The organism is Polaribacter sp. 2305UL8-11, from assembly GCF_058147165.1.
Genome location: NZ_JBYVJW010000012.1, coordinates 102,902 through 129,006 on the forward strand (window position 1 = coordinate 102,902; position 26,105 = coordinate 129,006).

A 26,105-nucleotide genomic window follows, 5' to 3' on the forward strand; every position below is an offset into this window, starting at 1 on the left:
AAATAAAAAAAATGAAAAAAATAACAGTTATTATATTACTAACAATTTTATTTTCTGGGTGCAATGATGAGTTTTTGGATAGACAACCATTATCAGAAATAGCTCCTGAAAACTCATTTAATACAGCTTCCGATTTAGAACTTTACACCAATAGTTTTTATAATGATTTACCAGGAATTGGCGGAATTATTGAAAGTGATAACAGAAGTGACAATGTTCTATTTAACGGTGTACCTAATGAACAATCTGGAAACAGAATTATTCCTGCTACAGCTGGGAGCAGTGACTGGAGTTGGGGAGATTTAAGAAAAATCAATATTTTCTTTGAAAATTTTGAACGTTCTAATGATGACGCTGCAAAAAAAGAATTTAGTGGAGTTGCTTACTTTTTTAGAGCCTTATTTTATTATAATAAAGTAAAACGTTTTGGTGACGTACCTTGGTATAATACTGTAATTGGAAGTCAAGACAAAGAATTATTATTAAAACCAAGAGATTCTAGAGAGTTTGTCATTCAAAAAATCATAGAAGATTTAGACAAAGCCGTTGAAAATTTAAATTCAAAAAAATCTTCAGATAGAGTAAACAAGTGGACAGCACTTGCTTTAAAATCTAGAGTGTGCCTATTTGAAGGAACATATAGAAAATATCATAAAAAACAAGATGCAGACCAATTACTTAACTTAGCTCAACAAGCAGCAAAAAAAGTTATAGATGAAGGTCCGTATAAACTGTACACAACAGGTAGCCCAAATACCGATTATCGAGATTTATTTGCATCTAACGATGCTATAGAAGATGAAATAATGCTAACCAGAAGATACAGTAATGTGTTAGACGTTATTAATAGTATTAACTATTCTTTTACATCTCCAACACAAAAAGATGTAGGATTAACAAAATCTATTGTTAATACCTACTTACTAAAAGATGGAACCCCCTTTACAAGTCAAAATGGTTTTGAAACGTTTAACTTTTCTCAAGAATCTAAGAATCGTGATCCGAGATTAGAGCAAACTATACGTACACCAGGCTATATTAGAATTGGAGGTAATACTTCTGTTTTACCAGATTTCTCTGCATCTATTAGCGGATATCAAATCTCAAAATATGTAAATGATGAATCGCAAGATGGTTTTCAAACAGGTTATCAAGATATCCCTATTTTTAGATATGCTGAGGTTTTACTAAACTTTGCCGAAGCTAAAGCAGAATTAGGAACTTTAACACAAGCAGATTTAGATGTGTCTATTGGTTTATTAAGAACTCGTGTAGGTATGCCTGCATTAAATATTACCAATGCCAATACAACACCAGACCCAATATTACAAGCACGTTATTCAAATGTTACTGGATCTAATGCAGGAATCATTTTAGAAATAAGAAGAGAAAGAAGAATCGAACTTGTTTTAGAAGGATTTAGGTATGATGATTTAATGCGTTGGAAAAATGGAAAACTTTTAGAACAACATTTTAAAGGTATGTATTTTTCTGGCTTAGGACAATTTGATTTAGATGAAAATGGCTCTTTAGATTTAGAATTATTTCAAGGTTCTTCAAATTCAAATGCACCACAAAAATTAGAAATTGGCGGTGTTATTTCATTATCAAATGGTCAAAATGGAAACTTAGTGCCATTTGCTAATAGAAGTAAAAGTTTTGATGAAAACAAAGACTATTTATACCCAATACCTTTAGGAGATATTCAATTAAATCCAAACTTGATTCAAAACCCTGGGTGGAAATAAGTAGAACTTTAAAATCATAATAATGAAGCGTAAATTTACTTTTTATAAGTTAAATATAATTATCTTAATTTTATTTCTATCAATAGAATCATGTTCAAAAAACGAACTTGAAAGTAACGATGATTTAAAAGAAATTGTAGCTGCTTTTAATATTCCAGAAATACCTTTTTTAGTTGGAGAAACAATACAGTTTACAAATAAATCAATGGGTATTGATAGTAGCACCAAGTATTTATGGGATTTTGGTGATGGCACATCATCAACTTTAAAAAACCCAATACATACATACAAAAAAATAGGCAATTATATTATTACGCTAACTGTAACAAGAGATGCATTAGAAAAGGCAATCTCTAAGGAGATTGCTATTTCTCTTTCTAATAACATTGTTGGTAGAAAATCATTAATAACAACATTAAATGATTTAAATGGTAAAATTATGATCTGTGCACATCGTGCAAATCATATTAATGCCCCAGAAAATTCTTTAAAATCCATTTCTGATGCTATTAATTACAATGTTGGCATGATAGAATTGGACGTTCGTCAAACCAAAGATGGAGAATTGGTGCTAATGCACGATAAAACTATAGATAGAACAACAAATGGTTCTGGTGAGATAAGCAATTTTTTATTAGAAGAACTCAAACAGTTTAATCTATATAAAAAAAATGGAACATTAACTAACGAAAAAATTCCAACTTTAAAAGAAGCTTTAATACTCTCAAGGGGTAAAATTTTTATCGATTTAGATGTTAAAATTGAAAGTTATGCAAAAATATATAATGTAATCAATCAATATGGAATGCTTGGACAAGTAATGTTTACTATTAATAATGTAACAGATGGAAAAACACTTGTAGATTTAAATAAAGAAAGCATAATTTTTCCAATTGTTAGAAGTCAGTCAGATTATAATAAATATACAAATGCAAATTTAAACATATCTGTCATGCAGTTCAATTCTAATGCACTAAATAATGCATCACTCGTTGAAACAGCAAAAAAAGCTACTATTTCAATTTTTGGGAACATTTATATCAATACAACTATTACTCCTAAATCAGATCATTATAGACAAGTAAACAATTTTATTGGCCTTAAAGGATCAATTATACAAACGGACCATCCAATAAAGATTAAAAATTATTTAAAATCTAAAAATTTAAATTAAAATGAAAAAATTAACAATTTTTATAAAAATGATATTAATTCTGGGGTTTACCTCATTAATATCATGTAGCGAAGATGATTTAGTAATTGACACAAAACCAGTAGCCGCATTTAAGATAGCAGAACCAATTGTAGATAAAGGTACTCCCATAGATTTTACAGATTTGTCTTTTGATCAAAATGGAGAGATAGTATCTTGGAATTGGGATTTTGGAAATGGAGATACCTCTACAGAAAAATCTCCAGTGTACACCTACTTAACAGCTGGCGACTATGAAGTTAAATTACAAGTAACAGATAATACAGGTAATACAAACGTTAATGAATTTTCAAAAAAAATATCTGTAATTATACCATCTACAGCCAGCATAAACCCTACAGTTTTATGGACTTACACAATACCCTATTATTCTACCAATACCTCTATAGCAGTAGCAGATAATGGTACAGTTTATTTAAATACAGATGGTAAATCAAGTGATCCATCAAGAGGCGATTATAATATTTTTGCAATAAAAAATGGAACTTTATCCTGGGGATATGTTACAGATGAAGTCGTTAGAGCATCACCTGCAGTTGCAGATGATGGAACAATATATTTTGCTGATTATCATGGGAAATTAGTTGCTATGAATCCAGACGGAACAAATAAATGGGTCGTAGATTTAGGAAAAAGAGTAAAATATTCATCTCCAGCAATTGGAAAAGATGGAACTATATATGTAGGAATGGAAGATGATGATATTCTTCATGCAGTTAATCCAAGTGATGGAACTATCAAGTGGTCATTTCCTGTAGGGCACGATATTAGAGCAACTCCAGTTGTAGATAGTAAAGGTGTTGTATATGTAGCATCCGCAGATGATTATTTTTATGCAATTAATCCGGACGGATCTGAAAAATGGAAAACAATTTATGGTGATTACACTGCTGGTGCTCCTGCAATTGTAGAAAGTATTAATACCATTTATTTATCTGGAAAAACTTCCGATAATACAGGACATTTAATAGCTTTTAATATGAACGATGGTAGTATTAAATGGGATAATGGTTCGCGTTTATTAGCCAAAACAGAACAAGGAGGTCCAGTGGTTGCTAAAGATGGCACTATATATTTGGGAGGAGAAGACAAAAAAATGGTAGCATATAACCCAGATGGATCTGAAAAATGGAGTTTCGAAACTATTGATAGAATTTTAGCAGCTCCTGCATTAGATAATGATGGGAATCTATATTTCGGAGATGTTACTGGAACTTTTTATGTAGTAGATAAAGAAGGCAATACCAAATGGAAAGCATCAAAGTTAGACGAAAATATTAGATCTTCTGCAGCTATAGGAAAAGATGGAGTTATATATATATTAACTCGTAACAATACAGATAAGAAAGGAACTCTATATGCCTTAAAGACTAATGCTACTGGTCTTATGGATAGCGAGTGGCCAATGCTATCTAAAAATGCTAAACATACAGGAAGATAAATAACTGTTGCCTTATAATTATTAATTAGGACAGTTCAAAATTTGAACTGTCCTAACAATTATCATCTAAAAAAATGAACAAAATAAATTTCTTATTTATATTAATAGCAATTCTTTTTTTGAATTGTAAAAATAACATCCCTAAAAAAGGCAAAGTAGATTCTTTTAAAACGCTCTCCATTCAAGAGAAAATAGCAAATCTGAAGGATTCTAAAAACAATCAAGTCATTGTAGTTTCTCATCGTGGTGATTGGAGAAACGCCCCTGAAAACTCTTTACAAGCTATTAAAAACTGTATAAAAATGGGGGTTGACATGGTTGAAATTGATGTTAGAGAAACTAAAGACGGTCATCTAGTTTTAATGCACGACAAAACAATAGATAGAACAACCAATGGGAAAGGTAAAATACGTGAATGGACATTAGATTCATTAAAAACCTTAAACCTTGTAGATGGCTTAGGTGTTGCAACAAAACACAAAATACCAACACTTAAAGAAGCATTACAAACATCAAAAGATAAAATTTTAGTAAACCTAGATAAAAGTTATAAGATTTTTGATAAATGTTATCAAATTATCTTAGAAACTGGTACAGAAAACCAAGTAATCATTAAAGGTGGTAAAGATTATGTTACCGTAAAAAAAGAATTTGGTAAGTATTTAAACAAAGTACACTTTATGCCAATTTTAGGGTTGCCTAATAGTAATGCCGAAAAATTTGTGAATGAGTACTTAGATTCTGAAAACCCTCCTATAGCTTTTGAATTTACAATTAAAACAGACTCCATAAAATTTTTAAAAGATTTCAAAAAAATCAGAGCAAAAGGAGCAAGTATTTGGGTAAATGCTTTATGGCCAAAACACAATGCAGGTCATGATGATGAAAAAGCAGTAAATAATTTAGAAATTTATGATTGGTATATAAATAATAACATTGATATTATTCAAACTGATCGTCCACAATTATTACTTACCTATTTAAGAGATAGAGGTTTGCACAAATAAAACCTTAAACTATTTAATTTGAATTAGTTAATTAAAGGGCATAGCATAATATGTTATGCCCTTTTTAAATTCTTATCTAAAAACAAACAACACAAATGATAAAATATTTTAAGAAGTCATCTCCTTCTCCAGTAACAAAGTCAGAAAGTGACCAAAAATCATATTATAAAAAATTAAAATGGCAAGTATTTATATCTGCCACTTTAGGCTATGGACTGTATTATGTATGTAGATTGAGTTTAAACGTCATTAAAAAGCCAATAGTAGATGCAGGAGTTTTAACAGAATCGGAATTAGGTATTATTGGTTCTACGTTATTTTTTGCTTATGCAATTGGTAAGTTTACCAATGGATTTTTAGCAGATCATAGTAATATAAAAAGATTTATGTCCATAGGTCTTTTAGTCTCTGCTTTAGCAAATTTAATAATGGGCTTTACAAGTACTTTTTTGTTTTTTGCTGTTTGTTGGGGCGTAAATGGATGGGTACAATCTATGGGAGCTCCTTCAAGTGTTGTTTCCCTTTCAAGATGGTATAAAGACTCAGAACGAGGTAGTTTTTATGGTTTTTGGAGCACAAGTCATAATATAGGTGAAGCTTTAACCTACATTTTAACAGCTGTGGTGGTTTCTTATTTTGGTTGGCAATGGGGCTTTAGAGCAGCTGCTATTATAGGTCTTTTAGGAGCTTTTATCATTTCTTTATTTTTTCACGACACTCCTGAAAGCAAAGGATTACCACCGGTAAATAAAGACTTTACTAAAAAGAAAACCTCAACTTGGCAAGAACAAAGAGGTGTTTTAAAGAATCCTTATGTATGGTTATTAGCGTTGTCAAGTGCTTTTATGTACATCTCAAGATATGCAGTAAACAGTTGGGGACCTTATTATTTTGAAGCAGCTAAAGGATATACATTAACACAAGCAAATAGCTTAGTTGCTATTAGTGCAGTTTGTGGGATTTTAGGAACAGCATCATCGGGTTTTGTATCTGATAAATTTTTTAAAGGTAGGAGAAATGCCCCTGCTTTAATATTTGGATTAATGAATGTTTTTGCACTTTGTCTTTTCTTGTTAGGTCCTAAAGATACTTGGTGGTTAGATGCTATGAGTATGGTGATTTTTGGATTAGGCATTGGAGCACTAATTTGCTACTTAGGAGGTTTAATGGCTGTTGATATAGCTTCAAAAAAAGCATCAGGTGCTGCATTAGGAATTGTAGGGATTATGAGTTATGCTGCTGCTGGTATTCAAGATATTGCAAGTGGATATTTAATAGAAAATAACAAAACCATTGCAAATGGTGAAACCATATATAATTTTGATACGATTACATTTTTTTGGATTGGAGCTGCAGTCCTATCTGTTGTTTTAGCATTATTCGTTTGGAAAAAAACTTAAAAAATGAAGAAAATAAAAAACATCATTTTTGATTTAGGAGGCGTCATTATGAACTTAAATGTTCCAAGAACAATTAAAGCTTTTGATGAAATAGGAATCAATAACATTGTAAATGATACAGGACATCATTATCAACACTCCTTTTTTTATGATTTTGAAGTTGGTCATATTTCAGAAGATATATTTCTACAATCGCTTTCCAATCTATCAAATCAATCAAACAGTTATTTGGAAATAAAACAAGCTTGGAATTCAATGATATTAGATATTCCAGAAAATAGAATTGATTTTATAAAAAGCTTAAAAGAAAGCTATAACTTATTCTTATTGAGTAATACAAATAGCATTCATCAATTAAAATATTTAAATGATTTTGAAAAAAAATATAAATATTCTTTTAATAATCTGTTTCAAAAAGCCTATTACTCTCACGAAATTGGTATAAGAAAACCAGATAAAGAAATATTCAATTTTGTTTTAAATGATAGTAATTTAATTGCTGAAGAAACATTATTTGTTGATGATGCTATAAGTAATACCAAATCAGCAGAGCTATGTAAATTAAAAAGTCTTTGCATAATAGATAACGATATTTTTGAAACAAATAAATATTTATGCAACTACTAACATTTATAGGATTTACAGTTTTAGTAGCAGTAATTTCTTATCTAAAAACTAGAAAAATAGAAGAGACTTCTTCAGATGGTTATTTTTTAGGAGGAAGGAGTCTAACTGCAGGTGTTATTGCTGGGTCTTTATTACTAACTAATTTATCTACAGAACAAATAGTTGGCTTAAATGGTTCAGCTTATCAAAGTGGTTTATCAGTAATGGTATGGGAAACTTTAGCAGCAATTGCTATGGTAGTTACTGCTATCTTTTTACTGCCTAGATACTTAAAAGGAGGCTTAACAACCGTTCCGGGTTTTTTAGCAAAAAGGTTTGATACAACCACAAAAACACTTACTTCTATTTTATTTCTTTCAGGCTATACTATTGTGTTACTTCCAGTAATTTTATATTCTGGATCACTAGCTATAAGTGGGATGTTTAATATTCCTGAACTATTAGGAGTATCACATTCACAATCTATTTGGGTTTGTGTTTGGGGTATTGGAATTATAGGTTCAATTTATGCTGTTTTTGGTGGATTAAAAGCTGTTGCTATTTCTGATTCAATTAATGCCATTGGTTTATTAATTGGCGGAATTTTAATTCCCATTTTTGGTTTGATGTTAATCGGAGATGGAAATATTTTAGATGGATTATCAATTCTAACAACTGAGAACCCTGAGAAGTTTAAATCTATGGGTACTGCAAAAGATCCTGTTCCCTTTTACACCATTTTTACTGGTATGATGTTGGTACAACTATTCTACTGGGGAACCAATCAACAAATTATACAAAGAGCTTTAGGAGCAAAAAATTTAAAAGAAGGTCAAAAAGGATTATTACTAGCCTCCTTTATAAAGATATTGGGGCCAATTATTGTGGTATTACCTGGTTTAATTGCCTATCATCTTTTTCAAGGAAATTTAGAAAATACAGATAGTGCTTATCCAATGTTGGTAAATAAAGTACTCCCAAAAACTTGGGTTGGCTTTTTTGCAGCTGTTTTATTTGGCGCAATTTTAAGTTCTTTTAATAGTGTTTTAAATAGTTCAGTAACTTTATTTGGAATTGATGTTTACAAACAGCATATTAATAAAGGAGCTGATGAAAAAACAATTGTGAAATATGGTAAAATTTTTGGAATAATTTTAGCTATTACTGCGATGATCATTGCGCCTTTAATTGCAAATGCAGGAAGCTTATTCGCTTATCTTCAAGAAATAAATGGTATTTATAGTATTCCTATTTTAACAATAATAGTAGTAGGATATTTAACAAAGAGAGTACCAGCCATTGCAGCAAAAATCGGATTATTTACTGGTTGTTTTTTATACATTATAAGTCAATTTTTTATGCAACCTTATTATATTAAGAGAGCATTAGAAAATGCAAATACTTTAGGAATTAAAGACCAAACTGCTTTAGCATTAGTTGAAGCACAAGCATACCCGCACTTTCTTGATATAATGGCTATTTTATTTGTTCTAAATGTAGGTATTATGTTATTGATTGGTAAACTAAAACCTAGGAAAGAACCTTTTGTACAAGATTTCACGAAACAAGTAGAGATTACACCTTGGAAATATGTTAAACAAGCTGGTATTGCTATTTGTGCCATTGTGATTGGTGTCTATATTTATTTTGCATAATGATTATGAATAAAAAATTAGTTAAAGCTGTTAAAAAGAGTTTTAAAAAGCATTATAAAACCAAACCTCTTATGATTTTTTCCCCTGGAAGAATAAATTTAATTGGCGAACATACAGATTATAACGATGGTTTGGTATTCCCTGCAGCAATAAACAAAGGAATCGTATTGGCTATTCAAAAAAGTGATTCAAATAAAAGTCAAGTTTATGCTTTAAATAAAGAAGAAATGTATGAATTTGATTTGCAAAACATAAAACCTTTAGTTAGTGGTAGTTGGCAAAATTATATTTTAGGTGTTATTGCCGAAATTCAAAAATCAGGAAGTTTACTAACTAATTTCAATATAACTTTTGCAGGTAATATTCCTGGTGGTGCAGGTATGTCTTCATCTGCTGCTCTAGAAAACAGTATAGTATTCGGATTAAACGAACTCTTTAATTTAAAACTTTCAAAAGAGGAAATGATTATAATTTCCCAAAAAGCAGAACATAATTATGTTGGAGTCAAATGCGGTATTATGGATCAATACGCAAGTATGTTTGGCAAAAAAGGAAGCGCTTTATTATTAGATTGTAGAACGATAAAATCTCAGTCATATAAAATTGACTTAAAAAAATATAGACTCCTCTTAATAAATACAAATGTAAAACACGATTTATCTGAAAGTGCTTACAATGACAGAAGACAAGTTTGTGAAAGTATTTCAAAAAAATTAAACATTTCAGCTTTAAGAGATGCTTCAAAAGAAAGTCTTCAAAAAATTAAAAATAAAATTTCAGAAGAAGACTTTCAAAAAGCATTATATGTTATTGAGGAAAATGAGCGTGTACTATTATTTTCAAAAGCAATTCAAGAGGAAAACATTAACGTATTAGGAACACTTTTATATCAATCTCATCAAGGTTTAAGTGAGTTTTATAGAGTAAGTTGTAAAGAATTAGATTTTTTAGTGGAAAAAACAAAAGAAAGTCCGAATATTTTAGGAGCAAGAATGATGGGTGGAGGTTTTGGTGGATGCACAATTAATTTGGTGCATAAAAACTTTAAAAACAAAGTAAAGAAAATAGCAAAAGAATACGAATTGAAATTTAAAATAAAACCATCTGTTTATTCAGTTAAATTAGAAGATGGAGTTAAAATAATTTAAAAATGAAAAAAAAGATACTAGTTACTGGTGGCTGTGGCTATATTGGCTCCCATACTGTTGTTCGTTTAATTGAAAACAATTTTGAAGTTACTATAATAGATGACCTCTCTAACTCTCAAGAAGATGTAATCGACAGCATTAAAGAAATCACTGGTATAAAACCTTATTTCATAAAATGTGATTTAAAAAATAAAGACCATATAGATAATATTCTAAAGTATCATAAAGGTTTTGAAGCAATTATTCATTTTGCGGCTCATAAAGCTGTTGGTGAATCTGTACAAAATCCATTAATGTACTATCAAAATAATCTAACAGGTTTAATTAATTTATTAGTTTGTGCTCAAAAATACAATATAAATAATCTTATTTTTTCTTCATCTGCAACGGTTTATGGTAATCCAGAATCTTTACCAATATCAGAAAAAAATAAAACAGAAAAACCATTCTCTCCGTATGGAAATTCAAAAAAAGTAGCAGAAGAAATTATAGAAGATCTTTCTGTAGCTTCTAGAGACTTTTCTGCAATATCACTACGTTACTTCAATCCTATTGGAGCACATAAATCTGGACTAATTGGAGAACTACCTACGGGTATCCCAAATAATTTAATGCCATACATTACACAAACAGCAATTGGTTTAAGAGAAAAACTAATGGTCTATGGAGATGACTATCCTACCAAAGACGGCACACCAATAAGAGATTATATTCACGTAGAAGACTTAGCAGATGCACACGTAAAAGCGTTAAGTAGATTGTTAAATAAAAGTCAAGAAACAAATTTTGAAGTAATAAATTTAGGTACTGGTAACGGGTTTTCAGTTTTAGAAGTAATTAAAACTTTTGAAGAAGTAACACAACAAAAATTAAATTATGAGATTACTCAAAGAAGAGCTGGAGATGTACCAAAATTATACGCTGATGCAAAACTAGCAGAAGAAAAACTAAATTGGAAGGCAGAAAGAACCATAGATGAAATGATTAAATCATCTTGGGTATGGGAACAAAAAGCAAGAAAAAATCTTAAAAAACAAATATGAATTCATTGTTAGACAAAACACATATTAGGAAAAACATTTTAACTGGTGAAGAGGTTTTGGTATCACCACATAGAACCAAAAGGCCATGGCAAGGTAAAGTAGAAGAAAATGAAGTTAAAAATAAAACTACTTATGATGAAAATTGTTATTTATGCCCAACAAATAAAAGAGCAGGTGGTCAGATAACTCCTGATTATAAAAGTACCTATGTTTTTGAAAACGATTTTGCGGCAATACTCCCTGAGTCAAATACCCAAAAACTAAAAAACGGATTGTTAGAAGCACATTCAGAAAAAGGTATCTGCAAAGTTATTTGTTTTTCTCCAAATCACTCTTTAACATTAGCAAAAATGACAATTGATGAAATTGTTCAAGTCATTAAAACTTGGCAAAGAGAATTCAAAGAATTATCAGAAAAGAAATTTATCAATTCTGTGCAAATATTTGAAAACAGAGGTGAAATTATGGGCTGTAGCAATCCCCATCCTCACGGACAAATATGGGCACAAGAAACGATTCCAGTTGAAATCAAAAAGAAAACATCAAATTTCTTAAACTACTATAAAAAAAATAATACGTCTATTTTAGAAGACTATAGCAAGCAAGAACAGTCTTTAGATAAAAGAGTTGTTTATGAAAACACAGATTTTCTAGTGGCAGTTCCTTTTTGGGCTGTTTGGCCATATGAAACAATGATAATTCCAAAACAGAAAGCAAAGAATATTTTACAAATGGATGAAAGTAAGATTGTAAATTACGCAAAAGCTATAAAGAAAATTACTGCTATTTATGATAAAGTCTTTGATGTCTCTTTTCCTTATTCTGCAGGAATTCATCAATCACCAACTGACAATAAAAACTATGATAGTTGGCATTGGCATATGAGTTTTTACCCTCCCCTATTACGTTCTGCTTCAGTAAAAAAATTTATGGTAGGTTATGAAATGTTTGCAATGCCACAAAGAGATATAACTCCAGAAATGGCTGCTAATTTATTAAAAGAGATTGCTCATAGAATGCAATAAACTCATTTAATATTAAAATATAAATCAAAAGATGTAGCTCAGGTTACGTCTTTTTTTTTGCAAAAGAAATAAGAATAATGAAAATATAAAAGAGAACACAAAATAATTGCAAGAAAATGAAAAAATACATCCCTCTAGTTGAACAATATTATAATCAACAAAAAGAACTCTCACTAAAAAAAAACACTAAAATTGTAAAATTAAAACTCCATATAAAACAAGCGAAAGAGATTCTTCAAGATTTAAGAGTCAATATTAGAAATAGAAAATTCAAAGACTATAATGATGAAATTCATTTCTTTAAACAAGTAAAACCAAGTATTTATGCTGATTTTATTTTTTATAATAATCAATTAAAATATCAAGTAGGTAAGCCAAATTCTACTAATTCAATTTTGAAAAATTATTTGAAGAACGAGTTAAAGAAATTAGAAGCAAAAAAGCATAAGAATTTAGAGTTCTATAGATATTACAAGCATAAAAGTACTTTTTTAGATCATATATATTTTCTTCGAGAAAATAAACAATTAGAATTATTTTCTACAGATATATCAGTGCATTTAGATTCAGAATTTTACACAAGTCACGATACATTAGCTGCAGAAGTATTAGCCTATGATTTACTAACAAACTTTTACAAAAAAGAAATCAATACTTTAAAAAATATTTCTACTGGTATTTTTGATGATAATAATAAGAAGTTGAAGGCATCATTAAACTGGACAGCATCAAAAACTGATTTCGTTGAATTGATGTATGCATTAAAAGTGTCAGGTGCAATCAATACAGGTAATATCAATACAAAAGAATTGATAATTAAGCTCTCTAAAGTTTTTAATTTAGAGATTTCAAATTCTTATAAAACCTATTCAGAGATAAAAAATAGAAGTTTAGAAAGAACAAAGTTTCTAAATAAACTGACATCTAACTTACAAGAAAAATTAGATTATGATGATGGAATCTAAACTCGTAACCTCTTCGTAACTACGAAAACAATATTCTCAGAATAGTAAAGTATCATTTCTTACCAAAATGCAACAAAAAATAAGATAATAATGCTAGAAAAAGGCAAATAAAAAACTTTTCGTAGTTACGAACAACTACCGAAATCAACCTAAAAATTCTTCTGAAATTTGCCAACGAAAGTCAAATCAATTGAAGGGGACTGTATGAAATGTGGGAGGAATTTCAGCAGTTTCTTTTTTAACTTTTTGAAATTAAAATATTTTTAGGCGTTTTGTCCTATTTTCATTTTAGTAGAATTCAATTTTTATGAAATACAGAGAACCCAAAGAGTTTACGGTCTGGGTTCGAATATGAAATAAAAAGTAGAATTCAAGACTACCAAGACCAAAATATATTTTGGTTGCAGGTAACTCGCGTAGCGAAAAAGTGTGACCTAATTTTTTGTTTCGTTTTTTATCAAGAAAAAATAAAAGAATAAAAATAATTTAAAACTAATTAAAATGCCAACATCAATTATTACTACAGAAGATTTAAGAGAATTCAAAGAAGAATTATTAGAAGACATCAAAGCAATGATCAATCATCAATCTGGCTTTGCTCCTAAAAAGTGGTTAAAGTCACCAGAAGTTAGAGATTTATTAAGTATTTCTCCAGGTACTTTACAAAATTTAAGAATCAATGGTACATTACCTTATACCAAAGTCGGTGGTGTTATTTATTACGATTATGAAGAAATTGTAAAAGTATTAGAAGAAAACAGAGTTCACAACAAGATCTAACTGTCATTTCAAGCGCAGTCGAGAAATCTCATTTTATGCAAAACGTAAACTATATAAAACAATTAAAAGGTGTGTTTATTCAATTTTCAAAAGACAACCGTTTAAACCCAACACATATAAGCTTGTATGTAGGGTTATTCCAAATCTGGAATAATAATCGATTTCCTGAAGAATTTTATATCAATCGTGAAGAGGTAATGCGTTTTTCTAAAATAGGTTCAAAATCTACATATCATAAGTGTATTAAAGAATTAAGTCATTGGAAATACATCATTTATTTCCCTTCTCACAATCCATTTAAAGGTAGTAAAATCAAGATGTTCAAATTCGAGACAAGTACTGGACAAGCTCTGGTACACAGCAGTACCAAAATAGAGACAAGCAGTGGACAAGCACTGGTATCTATTAATAAACATATTCAAACTAATAGAAACAATAAAAACAGTATTAAACTTGACAAGCCCAAAAATGAAAATGAAGTTATCGGTTTTTTCAAAAAAGAAAATTGGCCAATAATTGAAGCTCAAAAATTCTTCAACCATTACCAAGGTATTGGTTGGAAAGTTGGCGGTAAAACAAAAATTGTCAATTGGCAGGCAACAGCAAAAAACTGGTTAATAAAAGCAGAAGAAATAAAAAACAAAGAAACACAAAAATCAGTTAGCCAAAATCAAGACAACCTAAAGACAAGTAAAAACAAGAATTATAATGAACCTTTATGATATTCGGCTTGTGGTTCCGAGTGTCTATGAAACAAAATTTATAATCTAAAGGTTAATCTGTCATTCCTGCGAAGGCAGGAATCTATAAAAAATGAAAATTAAAACACCTCACATCATCCAAGAAGGAAGCGTCCAATACCAATTAGGTGAACAAAAAGGAAATCTAATAATATACGATTTTCCAAAAATGTTAATTTATTTAGAAGCAAAAGGAAAATTATTGTTTGGTAAGAACTTCAAAATTTATTCAGAAGATGAATCTGTTTTATATAAATTATGTCTTTATTTTATTCGTGATTTTGAAACTTGCAAAAAAATAGGAATAGATCCAAATAAAGGAGTTTTACTATCAGGACCAGTAGGTTGTGGTAAAACAAGTTTAATGAAATTATTACCACACATTGTACCTCATCAAATCAAACATATAGTTTTACCAGCAAGAAATATTACATTTAGTTTTAATAAAAACGGATTCAAAATTATTGAAGATTTTGGTAGTAATGGATTTTATTGTTTTGATGATTTAGGTGTAGAAACCACAGGAAGATATTTTGGAAAGGATTGCAATGTAATGGGAGAAATACTATTATCTCGCTATGATTTATTTTTAAAAAGAAAATTGAGAACTCACGCAACAACCAATTTAAATGCACAGGAATTAGAAAATAGATATGGTAACCGTGTTCGTTCACGTATGCGTCAGCTCTTCAATTTGATAGCTTTTGATAAAGAAAGTAAAGATAAAAGATTATAACTCTGATATTAAAAGTCAAAATACGGCAATCCGTGTTAAAAAAGATTAAATTTTCTTACATTTATGTCATTGAAAAAGTGTGAGAGAAAAAGAATTAATGAAAGTCCCCTATTCATCTATAAATTCTTTCTTTATGTAAATAATCCCTCACTATATATAAGATATAGTCATTTATGAGCATAATAGAAAATGATGCTAACAAAAAAATAGAGTTCAACTTCTTTGATGAAATAAGAGAAAGTAAAACTTATGCTCAACTATTTCCTAATCGTGAGATAGGGTTAGCTATCATTTATTTATATGAGCAAATTACAGAAGAAAACTTCATAGATAAGCAGTTTACTGAAAAAGACATTCATAATGCTTTCGTTAAAATTTTTCAACCACAAATCAGGCATCAAACAGAAGATTACAGCGGTTATATTTATGAATTACAAGAATACTTTTTAGATTATGACCAAGAAACACAGAAATATGTATTTAAAGATTATGCATATAAATTTTGTGAACATGCAAAAACAACACTTAAAGGTGCTTTCAGTCCTACTAAAATAAAGGTGTTATGTAACGATATTATTTCTTTATTAAAAATGGTTAAAGATGATGATATTGAAAGTTTGAAAAATTGGTTAGAAATTCATTATAATAACTTCGAGCCTAAATTAAGAGAGCAAATAGATTTTCTTGAAAAACAAATTGCAAATTCAGTTGAACAATTAAAAAAAGACTCTGATTTTTCTGAACTAAAGTTTATAGATGTATTAAGAGGAGTCGAAAATAGTTTAGACAATGCCAAAGAACAAAACAAAGAATTAAGGTCTGCATATGAACAAACAAAAGTTATCAGAACACTTTTAGAAAAAAGAAAAATTGAAGACCCTTATATCAATGATTTAATATCAGATGTAAACTCTTTTATAAGTTATACTAATATTCGTTTAAATACTATTGACAAAAAATTAGAGAGAATACAACCAAGGATTAGGCAATTATTTACTGCTTTAAATAGACCAAGATTTAATTCAAAAGTTCAAAAATTCACGAGATATATTTTAAATAACAGTACTATAGAATATGTAGAAAGTAGAAAAGAAATTGTTTTCCCAAATCAGCTTCAAACCCCTAAAATTCATTTGGATGTACCAAGCTTTACAATCTTAAAAAGAGATGTTGAGCTTTTTCCTTCTAAACCTCGTAAGGTTCAAGTATACAAGCAAAACAAAAGCTTGATGAAAAAGAACCAAGAAAAAGTAGAAAATAGAATATCTCAACAGAAGAAAATAATGAATTGGGAAACATTTATTCTATCTGAAATTGAGTTAGGGCAAAAAGTAAACTTAAGCCAAATGTTTTTCAAAATACTAAATACAGAAGATGATGTACAAGTGGCAATTTCTGCTTTGTATAATGTTATTAAAACTGTACGGAACAAAAATAAAATGTCTGTATTGATGAATAATGAATTAGAAAAAAATAGCAAATTTAAAGACATTACGTTATGGAAGATGGAAGTGCAAAAGATACAATAGATAGCTTTCTATACAATAGAGAGACAAAACAACTCTTTGCTAAAATTGACTACAAGCTAAAAGATGGAGTTCATATTCAACAATACGGTAGGCAACTAGAGTTGTACAATTATATTGTTGAAAATGAAGAAAGCTTAAAACTTTATTATAAAGAACTATTTGATGTTAGTTTATCTTCTGGTGGTGAATATCCAGATAAATATTATTATCTCGATTTTGATGACCCAAATAGTAGAGGTGACATTAGTAAAAATCATAGACACTATCTAAAGAATGAACATATTATAATAGGTTTCATCATTAATGAGATAATAAATATCCATAGAGAAGTTGATTTGAATTCGGTTTCTGAATTGAAGAGGAAAATACGTATTGACTATGATGATATTAAACCAGGTTTATATCGATTGATAGGTAAATCTAAAAATATTAATCCTGGAAAATTAAATGATAACGCTATTGATAGTACAGTTAAGTCTGCTTTAAATGAGTTTAACAAAATTGGTTGGATAAAATTAATTGATGATGAATTTGAACTCTTACCTGCTTTTGACAGGTTGGTAACATTTTATGAAAAAGAAATTCTATCTATAGATGAAATATTTAAGGAATTAAAATGAAAAAGTATCCAAAAATAAAAAGGTTGTCTACTCTAAATATTATTCATCATCAAGGGTTTGATTATGAGTTTAATTCTTTCAGAACAGATTTTGTTGGCGAAGGAGGTTCTGGAAAAAGTTTAGTTTCAGATTTACTACAATTAATCTTTGTTGGAACAAGTTCTTTTCATTCACCTACACAAAGTGCAGATGATAGATTGCCAAAAACAATGGTATTAAAAACTGATGGCAGAGGAACAGATTTTGGCTATGCTTTTTTAAACATTGAAATACAAGAAAATCAATATATAGTTATAGGGATATATTTAGAAAGTACAGGCGCATATCAAATGTTTATAATTCAAAATGGGAATGATTTTTCTGAACAAACTAAATTAATTCCTTTTAACAAATTAGTAAGTGTTAATGATTTTATTGATAATGATAATACATTACCCATTGAACAATTAAAAGAGCATATTTTTAATACTTTAGACTACACATGTACTTCTTGGGCAACCACAAAGATGTATCACAAAATACTTTGCAACAATGAGAATAATATTATTCCAGTAGATGTTTCAAAAAACGAAAAAGTACTAAAAAATTATTCTAAAATAATTCAAGCCTTTTCAAGAGAATCGTTAGATATTTCTAAAAGTGATAAATTAAAAAATTTCCTATTTGGTGATGAGGCTGAAAACAGATTTGAAAGGCTGTTTAAAGAAGCTGTTAAAGATTTAAGTTCAGATGTTGAGAAATTCAAAGACAATTCCAACGAAATTGAAATGCTTAACAACAAACACAATGATTTAGTTGAATTGTTAGCTAAAAAAGATGAAAAGGAGAGTTTTGAAAAAGAGTTCTTATTAGCTGAATATACTTATCTAAAGAGGGAATTGATTTCTGAAAAAAAAGAGATTACCAATGCTATTAGTAGTTTTTATAGAAGTGAATCTAATCTTTCATTTTTGGCAACGTTAGCCAAAGCAAAAATTGATGAACTCAATAAAAGTATTGAAAGGATAGAAACGGAATTTAAAACAGCCTTTAAACTTCAAGAAGATTTAAAAATAAAAAATGAAGTAATTGTTAAATTACATAGCTGGATGAAACAATTAAATTGTAGTAAAGATGCTATCTTAAATAAGTACATATCTTACCATAAATCAAAAGATAAAATTGATAAGATTAATGTCTTAAAACAAGAGTTAAAGACAAGAGAATTATTTCCTTTTTTTAGTAGTAAAACTTGGGATAAAGGCATTATACTTAAACTGCAAAAAGAAAAGGAAGAAATAAGCGAAGAGATATCTAGCAAAGAAAAATTGAATAGAATCAATGATATTGAGAATAAAAAGTCTTTAGCATATTGGGCTTTAAATTTAGATAGAGAATTATCTATTGAAGAAGAAAGTGTTCTTCATAAATATCAAAATGAAAATCTTATAGTAGAAGAACCAAGCAATATTAAGCACAGATATATCCCTACACCTGAAGAATTAATAGAGAACTTTAGTGTTTATAAAAAAACTGAAAATGGGTTTTGGTTAAACCTAAACGGAATAAAAGAGTTTATTCCATTAATTCAAGAGCGAGATAGAGTTTTTAATACTTTGAAAAAAGAAGAGATTATAGAGTTTTTTAAGAATGAAAGTATAAGTCTGAATGCTAATATTGAAAAATTAAAATCTAAAAAGGTAAAATTAATTGAACTTCAAGGAGTCTTTGAAAACCTAGATAATCCAAAGGAATATATTGAAGCTTGGAATTCTAAAAATGATTATGATGATTTAGATAGTTATGATTTTTATAATCTTGAATTAAAAGAACTTAATGAGTTTGCTTCATTGTTTGAAAAATCAACAAAGATGTCAGACGATTTTATAGTTGCGAAGAAAAAATATAATGAAATAGACACTAGAAGAACCAATTTAAAAACTTTAAAAAATAATCTTGAAACACAACTGGAGGACTTACCTAAAGTTATACATCCTGAAAATTTAAATGAATTAGAAAAAAAGTACAAATACAAAAAAGAGGTTACTAATAATAGTAATCAAATATTAGACACTCTATCTAACTCTGAAGGTAATTATTACAAAACATTTTTAGTCTTTTTACAAGAACAAAGAAAACATATTAATCCAACAGAATTATTAAAAGAATTAGATGAAAGAATATCTCGCTTTGAAGAAAAGACAAAAGAACTTTCAAGTAAATATTTTACAGTTTTTGAAAAAGATATCAATGAAGTTGAATATTCTAAAGAAGAGTTAAACGAGTCCATAATTAAAAAATCACAAGATGAGTTTGATAATAAGAAGAATTCTTTTTCAGGTTTCTACAATACAGTCGCAGGAAGATATATGGAAAATAATTATTCTCGATATGAAAATACAGGTGACTTTATTGGATTATGTGAAGAAATTTTACCTTCAGAAATATTTAATGATGGTGAAACTTTAGATAAAGATATTATTGAAAAAATCAATAAACGATTAAAGGACATCAATATTAAAAATCAAGAACTGAATGGAAGAAAACTTCAAAGATTAAATACTATAATAGATGAGGTAAATGCAGAGGTAAGTAATCAATTAGATTATATTAGAAGAGTTAGGCAGTTCTTACGTGATGATGATAAAGTTATTACAGGCAATCATAAAGCTCATTTAAGAGATGAAATAAATAAATCTTACCCAAGAGAATGGATGCAAGATTTTATTGATAAAATTAATGAAGAATCAGCTTTAGGGATTGGCAATAATCTTTTAGACGATTTAAAAGAATTCAGTAAGGGGTTAGAAAGCTTTGTTTCATTAGAAGAGAAAATGATTGAAGCATTTCATAGATGTGGAGGTCCAAAAAATATAAAACCATCATATAAGCAATTATTAAACCCTAAATCATATTATGACTTAAGCTTCACTATTGAGTCTAATAAAGGTAAAAATGCTGGAAGTACAAGTCAAACTTATTCTGCTATAGCATTGCTTTGTATTGCAAGATTATCATTGATTGAAAACGAAAAATCAAGTTCTAAAAAAGTTAGACCAGGTGTTCGTTTTATGCCAATAGATGAAGCAGAAGGTTTAGGAAGTAATTTCGATATGCTATATGAAATAGCAAAAAATAATGACTATCAATTACTATCTCTCTCTATATCACCAAATAAAGTGAGTACAACCAATCAAAATATATACTTACTTCAAAATAATTTGGAAGAAGATAGAAAAGTAAATTATCCACCTATTCCTGTATTTATAGATTCTAATTAAATATAACATTTGTGATTTTGAGAGACATAGAATGGAGATATCTTAAAGGATTAAATCAATTATACGAGAAGAAGAAAACTCGTTTAAAAATATTAAATGATGATTTTATAAATCAAGTTTTGTATAGACAAAAAAAGTTGATGAAATATCAAGTTGGGAATCATAATATTATTGTTCCAACGTTAAGATATGATACTTTTTATGAGCAACATTTTAAAGAGGTTTTTGAATACTATAATAATTTTTTTGAGCTATCAGGAATAGATAATAATGCGCATAAAAGATATGATAAATCAGATTTAGAATCATTAATTTTTATATTCAACAATAAAGAGAAGTTAAGCAAAACCCTAACTACAGAATATACTTTTTCGAGTAGAGTTTTCAAAAGAAAAGGTGCTAAATATTTATCAAATAAACCAGGCTTAAAGAAAGATGTTTTAAAACTTTTGAGGATTGATGAATTTCCAGAAAAAGACCCAAGGAATAATTTATGGCGAATAGTGGTAGATTGTATAAATCCTAAAGTCATAGTTATTTGTGAAAATATTGCCTGTTTAAAAGTGCCTATTGAGTATAAAAAAAGAGGAATTGAATTATGGTATGTTGGAGGTAATAACACAAAACCATTGTTAGACTTGCCTTTAGAAAAATTAAACCATCCTGTATTATATTTTTGTGATTGGGATTACCACGGATTAAAAATTTTCTCAAGGATAAAAGAGATTTTCAATAATAAAAATGTTAGTATTAGTCTTATCGAACCCAAAGATTTGTCTAATGCACTTCCAACAAACTCTCCACATCATAATAGCAAATGGAAAAAAGAAGAATTTTCAAAACTAAAGAAGGGAGATTATACAGAAATTCAAATTGAAATAATTAATAACCTAATTGACGAAGATGAATGGGTTGAAGAAGAATCAATGGATTTAATTGAATTATTAGAGAGTATAAAAGCTATTTAACTCCCCACACAAACCAAAATCCAGTTTTCTCGTTCCTCAAAACCCTCTTTTTTTTGGTTTGTTCCGCGCGCCAACGCAAGTATAGCGTTTTAATATTCTAAAGGTACTTGCATTTTAGAGTTTGTTGCATTCGTAAACTCATTTCACAACTCTAAAAAGCAAAGCTTTTATATTTTTTTCATAAAACACAAAACTCCTCAAAGCTATATTAACATAATGCGCAGTTATATTCACATTCATTCACTTTCTGGTCTATAACGCCATTATGTAAAATAGCCGCTCTTACATCGCGCAAATCCGTTATCAACAATAAAATTTAGTTATTTTAAAATCATTCCGTAATTGTTGCATTGTTTTTATAAGTGCTTATTTGTAATTTTAAATTAACATTACTAAAACTATTATAATTTCAGTTTATATTACAATTATAAAGCACCCATAAAATCAAAAAAAGCCAATAAGATTATTGTTTTTTATTTGCTATAAAATGTAGTAAATATTGGTTTTACTAAAAGCAAATGCAAATAGTGTTTTATTAAAATCGAGTATAAAATCTCAACATCAAGTCTTGCAAAAAAAATATAAAGCATTCACTTTTAACAAAACCAATCAAGGAAATTGGTACAAAACAAATAAATAACAACACACTTATTCTCGCTGCTGCCCACGCACTAGGTATTTTATTTTTTTTATAATTCCTTACCTCATCCAACTGCACAAAACCATCGCTAAGTCCAAGTATTCCTTATCTCAAATCTTTGTTTGTTTCATTTCGTTAAGTAATCACAAAAAAATCCAGATAAAATCTATCATTTAGATATAATAAAAAGTAAAGGATAAAAAGTAAAGGATAAAAAGCAAAACAAAAAAAAGACAGCAAAACAAATGGTTCCCTTAATGTTACAATACTTTCAGCATCTATTTCATTCAAGAAAAAATGTAATTGTATAAAATTTGTCATTTAAAAGCCTCCGCTTTTAGCCTATAAAGGTCAAGCCCTTTGGGTTTTTAAAAAAATCTCCACCAAAAAACAACTTAATACTTAAAATTCAACACTCAGTAGTTGGTAGTATTTTTTTCAAAAACCTTGATAGTCTATCCTCTCCATTTAGAAACAGCTTTCTTTTTGTTGTTTTCCTTTCCAAAATTTTATGGGCAAAAAAATAGCAAAAGAATCTAAACCTAAAAATGGATACTTATGCAAATTTTTGAAATCAAAACCCACAAAATTGGACGCACTTACCCAAACCCACATTTTTTTATTTTGAATAAAGGATTAAATTCTGGAAAACCATTAGACAAACCTTGTCCAAACTGCTTTGTAATTTCCACAACTTCTAGAGCAAATAGAGAGTCTTTGTATTACTTGTGTTTATCCTTAAAAGTTGGTCAATACTTTGGGTATTATTTAAAAGGTTCTGTCATTCCATTTATTGGTATTTCAGACGTAAAAAAAGTAATCAATACTGCACTTCAGAACTATGAAGAACAACAATGGCAATTGAAAATTGAAAAACTCAAAAAAATAACTGCTTTCGAAGTAAACTTACAACAACAATTGTCAACTATTTCAAAACTAAAAATAGCCTTAATAAGATCTTAACAAATTAAACTATGAAAATAATTATTGCTGGGAGCAGAAACTTCACCAACTATCAAAAATTAAAACAAGAATGTGATAAATTCCTCCAGGATTATAAAAATATCGAGATTGTATCTGGAGCTCATTACAAAGGTGCAGACAAATTAGGAGAGCAATACGCGTCTGAAAAAAAAATCAAAATCATAAAATTTCCGGCTGATTGGATAAAATACGGAAAAGCTGCTGGTCCAAAAAGAAATAATCAAATGGCAATATATGCAGACGCATTAATTGCTTTTTGGGATGGAAAAAGTAAAGGAATAAAAAACATAATTCAACTTGCTAAACAAAGAAATTTAAAAACTAGAATAATTCTCTTTGAAAACGAAATTCTGTCTATCTAGTCAATCAAAGCAAAAGAATACCCAGTACTAAAACTAGGTATTCTTTTTTTGCTTTCTAAAAAACAACCACTTTAATAATGTAGAAACAGAAAAACTAACAATTGCTCCAATAACAGCCATAATAACAGTAAAAAGGATATCGTCTAAACTAATAGTAAAAACTGTTGAAAGTAATGTTCCCCCAACAACACCTGACTTTATTTGAATATCGTTCTGAAACATATTTTATTCATCCTTTTTTTCGTCAGAAACAACGGCTTGACTAACTGCTGTAGCTACAGTTCCTGCAACAGTCATATAGGTTGCCACAGTAATTATTGCAGCAGGTATACTAACAGGAGCTGCAATAATTGCTCCTCCTGCAGTAGCCAATGAAATGCCTATATTTCTTAATACTCTAAAAAATTTCGGAGTTGGTTTTTTATAACGTTCTATAATTTTCATAATTCTGTGATTTAATTTTTAATACTATTTTTTCTTTTCGGTCTTTAGCTTGATAAACTAATGATAATAGTTTCTGTAGCGCATCCTTGGAATATACACCTCTACCAATACCATTTAAGTAAGTTACAGGAGCAATACAGCCTTGTAAATCTTTTAAGGCATTATTTGCTGGATGAAATAAAATATAGCTTCTCCCTTTGACATTTTTCAAAATCAAATGATGTTGAAATCGTTTCGAAAATCTAGGAACAACTTCATAGGCTCCTTCAGGAATACAAGAAACATTTCTCTTATTATTTAACCAGGGTAACTCAATGGTATGACAAAGAAAATTATCAGAAGAAAAGAGAGTACCGTTAGTACCCTCTTTAAAATAAGCTCTTTGAAGTACTAACTCCATTATTATGGAGTATCAATTGTAACAACAGATAGCGCATTGTAAGCACCATTTTTAAGGGCATACATTTCTCCATTTACTTCTTGATAAAACTCTACACCTAAAACCTGTACTACTGGAAATGTAGAATTAGCAGTAATTGTCGCAGATAATGCAATTGCAGCAGTATTTGCAGCAGTATAAGGCAAAATTGCTGTTTCATCATTTTCAAATGTTGAGGTTTCATTTACAAAATCTAATTCTGAAGCCCCCATTACTACTTTAAAATGGGTAGTTCCTGCAGGTGCAGCAATTCTAACAGTTGGTGAAAATGCAGCCAAGTCTAAAGTTGCATCTCCAGAAACTCTGTCAAATGCTTTTGTATATGCAGCAAATAAAGTTGCTCCCAACTTTCCATTCAAATTGAATTCAAAACCCTCTAAAAGGCTTAAATTTCCATCCTGTAAAGTTCTATCTCCTCTTTCATTAACAACATCGGTTTTAGTAACTGCTACTAAAATTTTTGTCAAACGAGAGACAACTCTTTTGTCTTTTGCATTTTGCAAAAGCACACGAATTGCATTTCGCAATACTTTACCACCTTTACCAGCTCTTCCAAATTCAGAACCATTTTCACGAGTTCTTTGAAACGCAGGATCATTCTGAATTCTGCTTTTATCCACACCTCCTTTTTCACGTGCAAGGTGTCCATCACTTGTTTTATAAAAAGAAATACCTCCGATAGTTCCTTTTAGTTTAATAATTCCTGTTTGTTTTGCCATAATTTTACATTTTTTATGATTAATCTTTCAAATCACGTAACTTTATGACTTACATAAGAAAAAGTGAAACCGATTAAAACCATTCTTACCGATTAAACCTAAATACTCCTAAAATGATACTACTGGTTTTAAGTATGGTTAAAGCATAGATAAAGTATGATGATTACAAAAAGAGCTTGTATATACCCAAAGGACATTCAACGTATTACAGGACGAAGTGAGCGTTATTGTCGTAAGCTTATTAACATCATAAAAGAATATTTAGACAAAGAACCTCATCAATTTATAACAGTAAAGGATTTTGCTATTTATAGTGGTATTGAAGAAGAAATTATAAATAAATACTTAATAGATTAATCATAATATTTGACGCTATTTATCTGGTTTTAATGAAGTTAAATTCGTAAATTTGTTAAAGACGTTCTATCAAAATATACTATTTCAATTTAACTAATAGGTCAACAATTCGGTTCACACTGTTTTAGTATTTTACCTAAAGTATTGATTTTACTGCATAGTGGAGAATGAGTTATCATCCTGCCACCCCGACTTTTATAGGTTACATACAAACCAATAAACAATTAATCAAATGGAAATCAGTAAATAAATTTTTACTATTTCCATTTTTTGATT

Annotated in this window: 25 protein-coding genes; 21 read left to right on the top strand and 4 right to left on the bottom strand. The window is 29.0% G+C overall.

From position 1 onward, the window contains the following. Positions 1-11 precede the first annotated feature (11 nt). From ACY2RW_RS11945 to ACY2RW_RS12040, 20 genes are all read left to right on the top strand, one after another. The gene (locus ACY2RW_RS11945) at positions 12-1,748 is read left to right on the top strand and encodes a RagB/SusD family nutrient uptake outer membrane protein (RefSeq protein ID WP_490122957.1); all 1,737 of its coding nucleotides are present in this window, start codon (positions 12-14) and stop codon (positions 1,746-1,748) included. 22 nt (positions 1,749-1,770) lie between these two features. After that, positions 1,771-2,922 carry a glycerophosphodiester phosphodiesterase family protein gene (locus ACY2RW_RS11950; protein ID WP_490122958.1) on the top strand — a complete coding sequence of 384 codons (1,152 nt, stop codon included), beginning with the start codon at positions 1,771-1,773 and terminating at the stop codon, positions 2,920-2,922. Between the two features lies 1 nt (position 2,923). After that, positions 2,924-4,402, top strand: coding sequence for an outer membrane protein assembly factor BamB family protein (locus ACY2RW_RS11955; RefSeq protein WP_490122959.1), 1,479 nt, complete (start codon positions 2,924-2,926; stop codon positions 4,400-4,402). Between the two features lie 74 nt (positions 4,403-4,476). Then, the gene (locus ACY2RW_RS11960; protein WP_490122960.1) at positions 4,477-5,409 is read left to right on the top strand and encodes a glycerophosphodiester phosphodiesterase family protein; all 933 of its coding nucleotides are present in this window, start codon (positions 4,477-4,479) and stop codon (positions 5,407-5,409) included. A gap of 95 nt (positions 5,410-5,504) precedes the next feature. After that, entirely contained in the window at positions 5,505-6,809 is a 1,305-nt protein-coding gene (locus ACY2RW_RS11965; RefSeq protein WP_490122961.1) for an MFS transporter, read from the top strand. A gap of 3 nt (positions 6,810-6,812) precedes the next feature. Next, entirely contained in the window at positions 6,813-7,436 is a 624-nt protein-coding gene (locus ACY2RW_RS11970) for an HAD family hydrolase (RefSeq protein WP_490122962.1), read from the top strand. Continuing rightward, entirely contained in the window at positions 7,424-9,070 is a 1,647-nt protein-coding gene (locus ACY2RW_RS11975; protein ID WP_490122963.1) for a solute:sodium symporter family transporter, read from the top strand. The genes ACY2RW_RS11970 and ACY2RW_RS11975 overlap by 13 nt, the downstream gene beginning before the upstream one ends. A gap of 5 nt (positions 9,071-9,075) precedes the next feature. Then, positions 9,076-10,218 (top strand): galactokinase, encoded by a 1,143-nt coding sequence (galK, locus tag ACY2RW_RS11980; protein ID WP_490122964.1) that lies wholly within the window; start codon positions 9,076-9,078, stop codon positions 10,216-10,218. A 2-nt stretch (positions 10,219-10,220) separates the two neighbouring features. Continuing rightward, positions 10,221-11,261 carry a UDP-glucose 4-epimerase GalE gene (galE, locus tag ACY2RW_RS11985; protein WP_490122965.1) on the top strand — a complete coding sequence of 347 codons (1,041 nt, stop codon included), beginning with the start codon at positions 10,221-10,223 and terminating at the stop codon, positions 11,259-11,261. Then, positions 11,258-12,286, top strand: a complete 1,029-nt coding sequence (locus tag ACY2RW_RS11990; RefSeq protein WP_490122966.1) for a UDP-glucose--hexose-1-phosphate uridylyltransferase — start codon at positions 11,258-11,260, stop codon at positions 12,284-12,286. Before galE ends, ACY2RW_RS11990 begins: the two co-directional genes overlap by 4 nt. Positions 12,287-12,402: 116 nt before the next feature. Continuing rightward, positions 12,403-13,251, top strand: a complete 849-nt coding sequence (locus ACY2RW_RS11995) for an RteC domain-containing protein (RefSeq protein ID WP_490122967.1) — start codon at positions 12,403-12,405, stop codon at positions 13,249-13,251. 501 nt (positions 13,252-13,752) lie between these two features. After that, positions 13,753-14,031, top strand: a complete 279-nt coding sequence (locus tag ACY2RW_RS12000) for a helix-turn-helix domain-containing protein (protein ID WP_490122968.1) — start codon at positions 13,753-13,755, stop codon at positions 14,029-14,031. A gap of 35 nt (positions 14,032-14,066) precedes the next feature. Further along, entirely contained in the window at positions 14,067-14,753 is a 687-nt protein-coding gene (locus ACY2RW_RS12005; protein ID WP_490122969.1) for a hypothetical protein, read from the top strand. 91 nt (positions 14,754-14,844) lie between these two features. Next, positions 14,845-15,507 (top strand): P-loop NTPase family protein, encoded by a 663-nt coding sequence (locus tag ACY2RW_RS12010; protein ID WP_490122970.1) that lies wholly within the window; start codon positions 14,845-14,847, stop codon positions 15,505-15,507. Positions 15,508-15,680: 173 nt separating this feature from the next. Next, entirely contained in the window at positions 15,681-17,036 is a 1,356-nt protein-coding gene (locus ACY2RW_RS12015) for a hypothetical protein (RefSeq protein ID WP_490122971.1), read from the top strand. Then, entirely contained in the window at positions 17,006-17,656 is a 651-nt protein-coding gene (locus ACY2RW_RS12020) for a condensin complex protein MksE (protein WP_490122972.1), read from the top strand. Before ACY2RW_RS12015 ends, ACY2RW_RS12020 begins: the two co-directional genes overlap by 31 nt. Continuing rightward, positions 17,653-20,916: a V-type ATP synthase subunit I domain-containing protein gene (locus tag ACY2RW_RS12025; protein ID WP_490122973.1), complete on the top strand. Its 3,264-nt coding sequence runs from the start codon at positions 17,653-17,655 to the stop codon at positions 20,914-20,916. Before ACY2RW_RS12020 ends, ACY2RW_RS12025 begins: the two co-directional genes overlap by 4 nt. Before the next feature lie 11 nt (positions 20,917-20,927). Further along, positions 20,928-21,884: a hypothetical protein gene (locus tag ACY2RW_RS12030; protein WP_490122974.1), complete on the top strand. Its 957-nt coding sequence runs from the start codon at positions 20,928-20,930 to the stop codon at positions 21,882-21,884. A 1,198-nt stretch (positions 21,885-23,082) separates the two neighbouring features. Next, positions 23,083-23,487 carry a DUF6943 family protein gene (locus ACY2RW_RS12035; protein ID WP_490122975.1) on the top strand — a complete coding sequence of 135 codons (405 nt, stop codon included), beginning with the start codon at positions 23,083-23,085 and terminating at the stop codon, positions 23,485-23,487. An 11-nt stretch (positions 23,488-23,498) separates the two neighbouring features. Further along, a complete protein-coding gene (locus ACY2RW_RS12040) occupies positions 23,499-23,870 on the top strand; it encodes a DUF2493 domain-containing protein (RefSeq protein WP_490122976.1) in 372 nt (123 codons plus the stop codon). A gap of 33 nt (positions 23,871-23,903) precedes the next feature. Here the strand turns inward: ACY2RW_RS12040 and ACY2RW_RS12045 are convergent, their stop codons facing one another. Genes ACY2RW_RS12045 through ACY2RW_RS12060 form a run of 4 tightly spaced genes read right to left on the bottom strand, consistent with a single transcriptional unit; the run spans position 23,904 to position 25,472 of the window. Then, positions 23,904-24,092 carry a hypothetical protein gene (locus ACY2RW_RS12045; RefSeq protein ID WP_068704837.1) on the bottom strand — a complete coding sequence of 63 codons (189 nt, stop codon included), beginning with the start codon at positions 24,090-24,092 and terminating at the stop codon, positions 23,904-23,906. Positions 24,093-24,095: 3 nt separating this feature from the next. Further along, positions 24,096-24,314 carry a hypothetical protein gene (locus tag ACY2RW_RS12050; RefSeq protein ID WP_490122977.1) on the bottom strand — a complete coding sequence of 73 codons (219 nt, stop codon included), beginning with the start codon at positions 24,312-24,314 and terminating at the stop codon, positions 24,096-24,098. After that, positions 24,292-24,714: a DUF5675 family protein gene (locus tag ACY2RW_RS12055; RefSeq protein ID WP_490122978.1), complete on the bottom strand. Its 423-nt coding sequence runs from the start codon at positions 24,712-24,714 to the stop codon at positions 24,292-24,294. Before ACY2RW_RS12055 ends, ACY2RW_RS12050 begins: the two co-directional genes overlap by 23 nt. A 2-nt stretch (positions 24,715-24,716) precedes the next feature. Then, positions 24,717-25,472: a hypothetical protein gene (locus ACY2RW_RS12060; protein ID WP_490122979.1), complete on the bottom strand. Its 756-nt coding sequence runs from the start codon at positions 25,470-25,472 to the stop codon at positions 24,717-24,719. 159 nt (positions 25,473-25,631) lie between these two features. On the opposite strand from ACY2RW_RS12060, the gene ACY2RW_RS12065 reads away from it, so the two are divergent. After that, positions 25,632-25,829, top strand: coding sequence for a hypothetical protein (locus ACY2RW_RS12065; RefSeq protein ID WP_088353037.1), 198 nt, complete (start codon positions 25,632-25,634; stop codon positions 25,827-25,829). Positions 25,830-26,105: the final 276 nt, after the last annotated feature.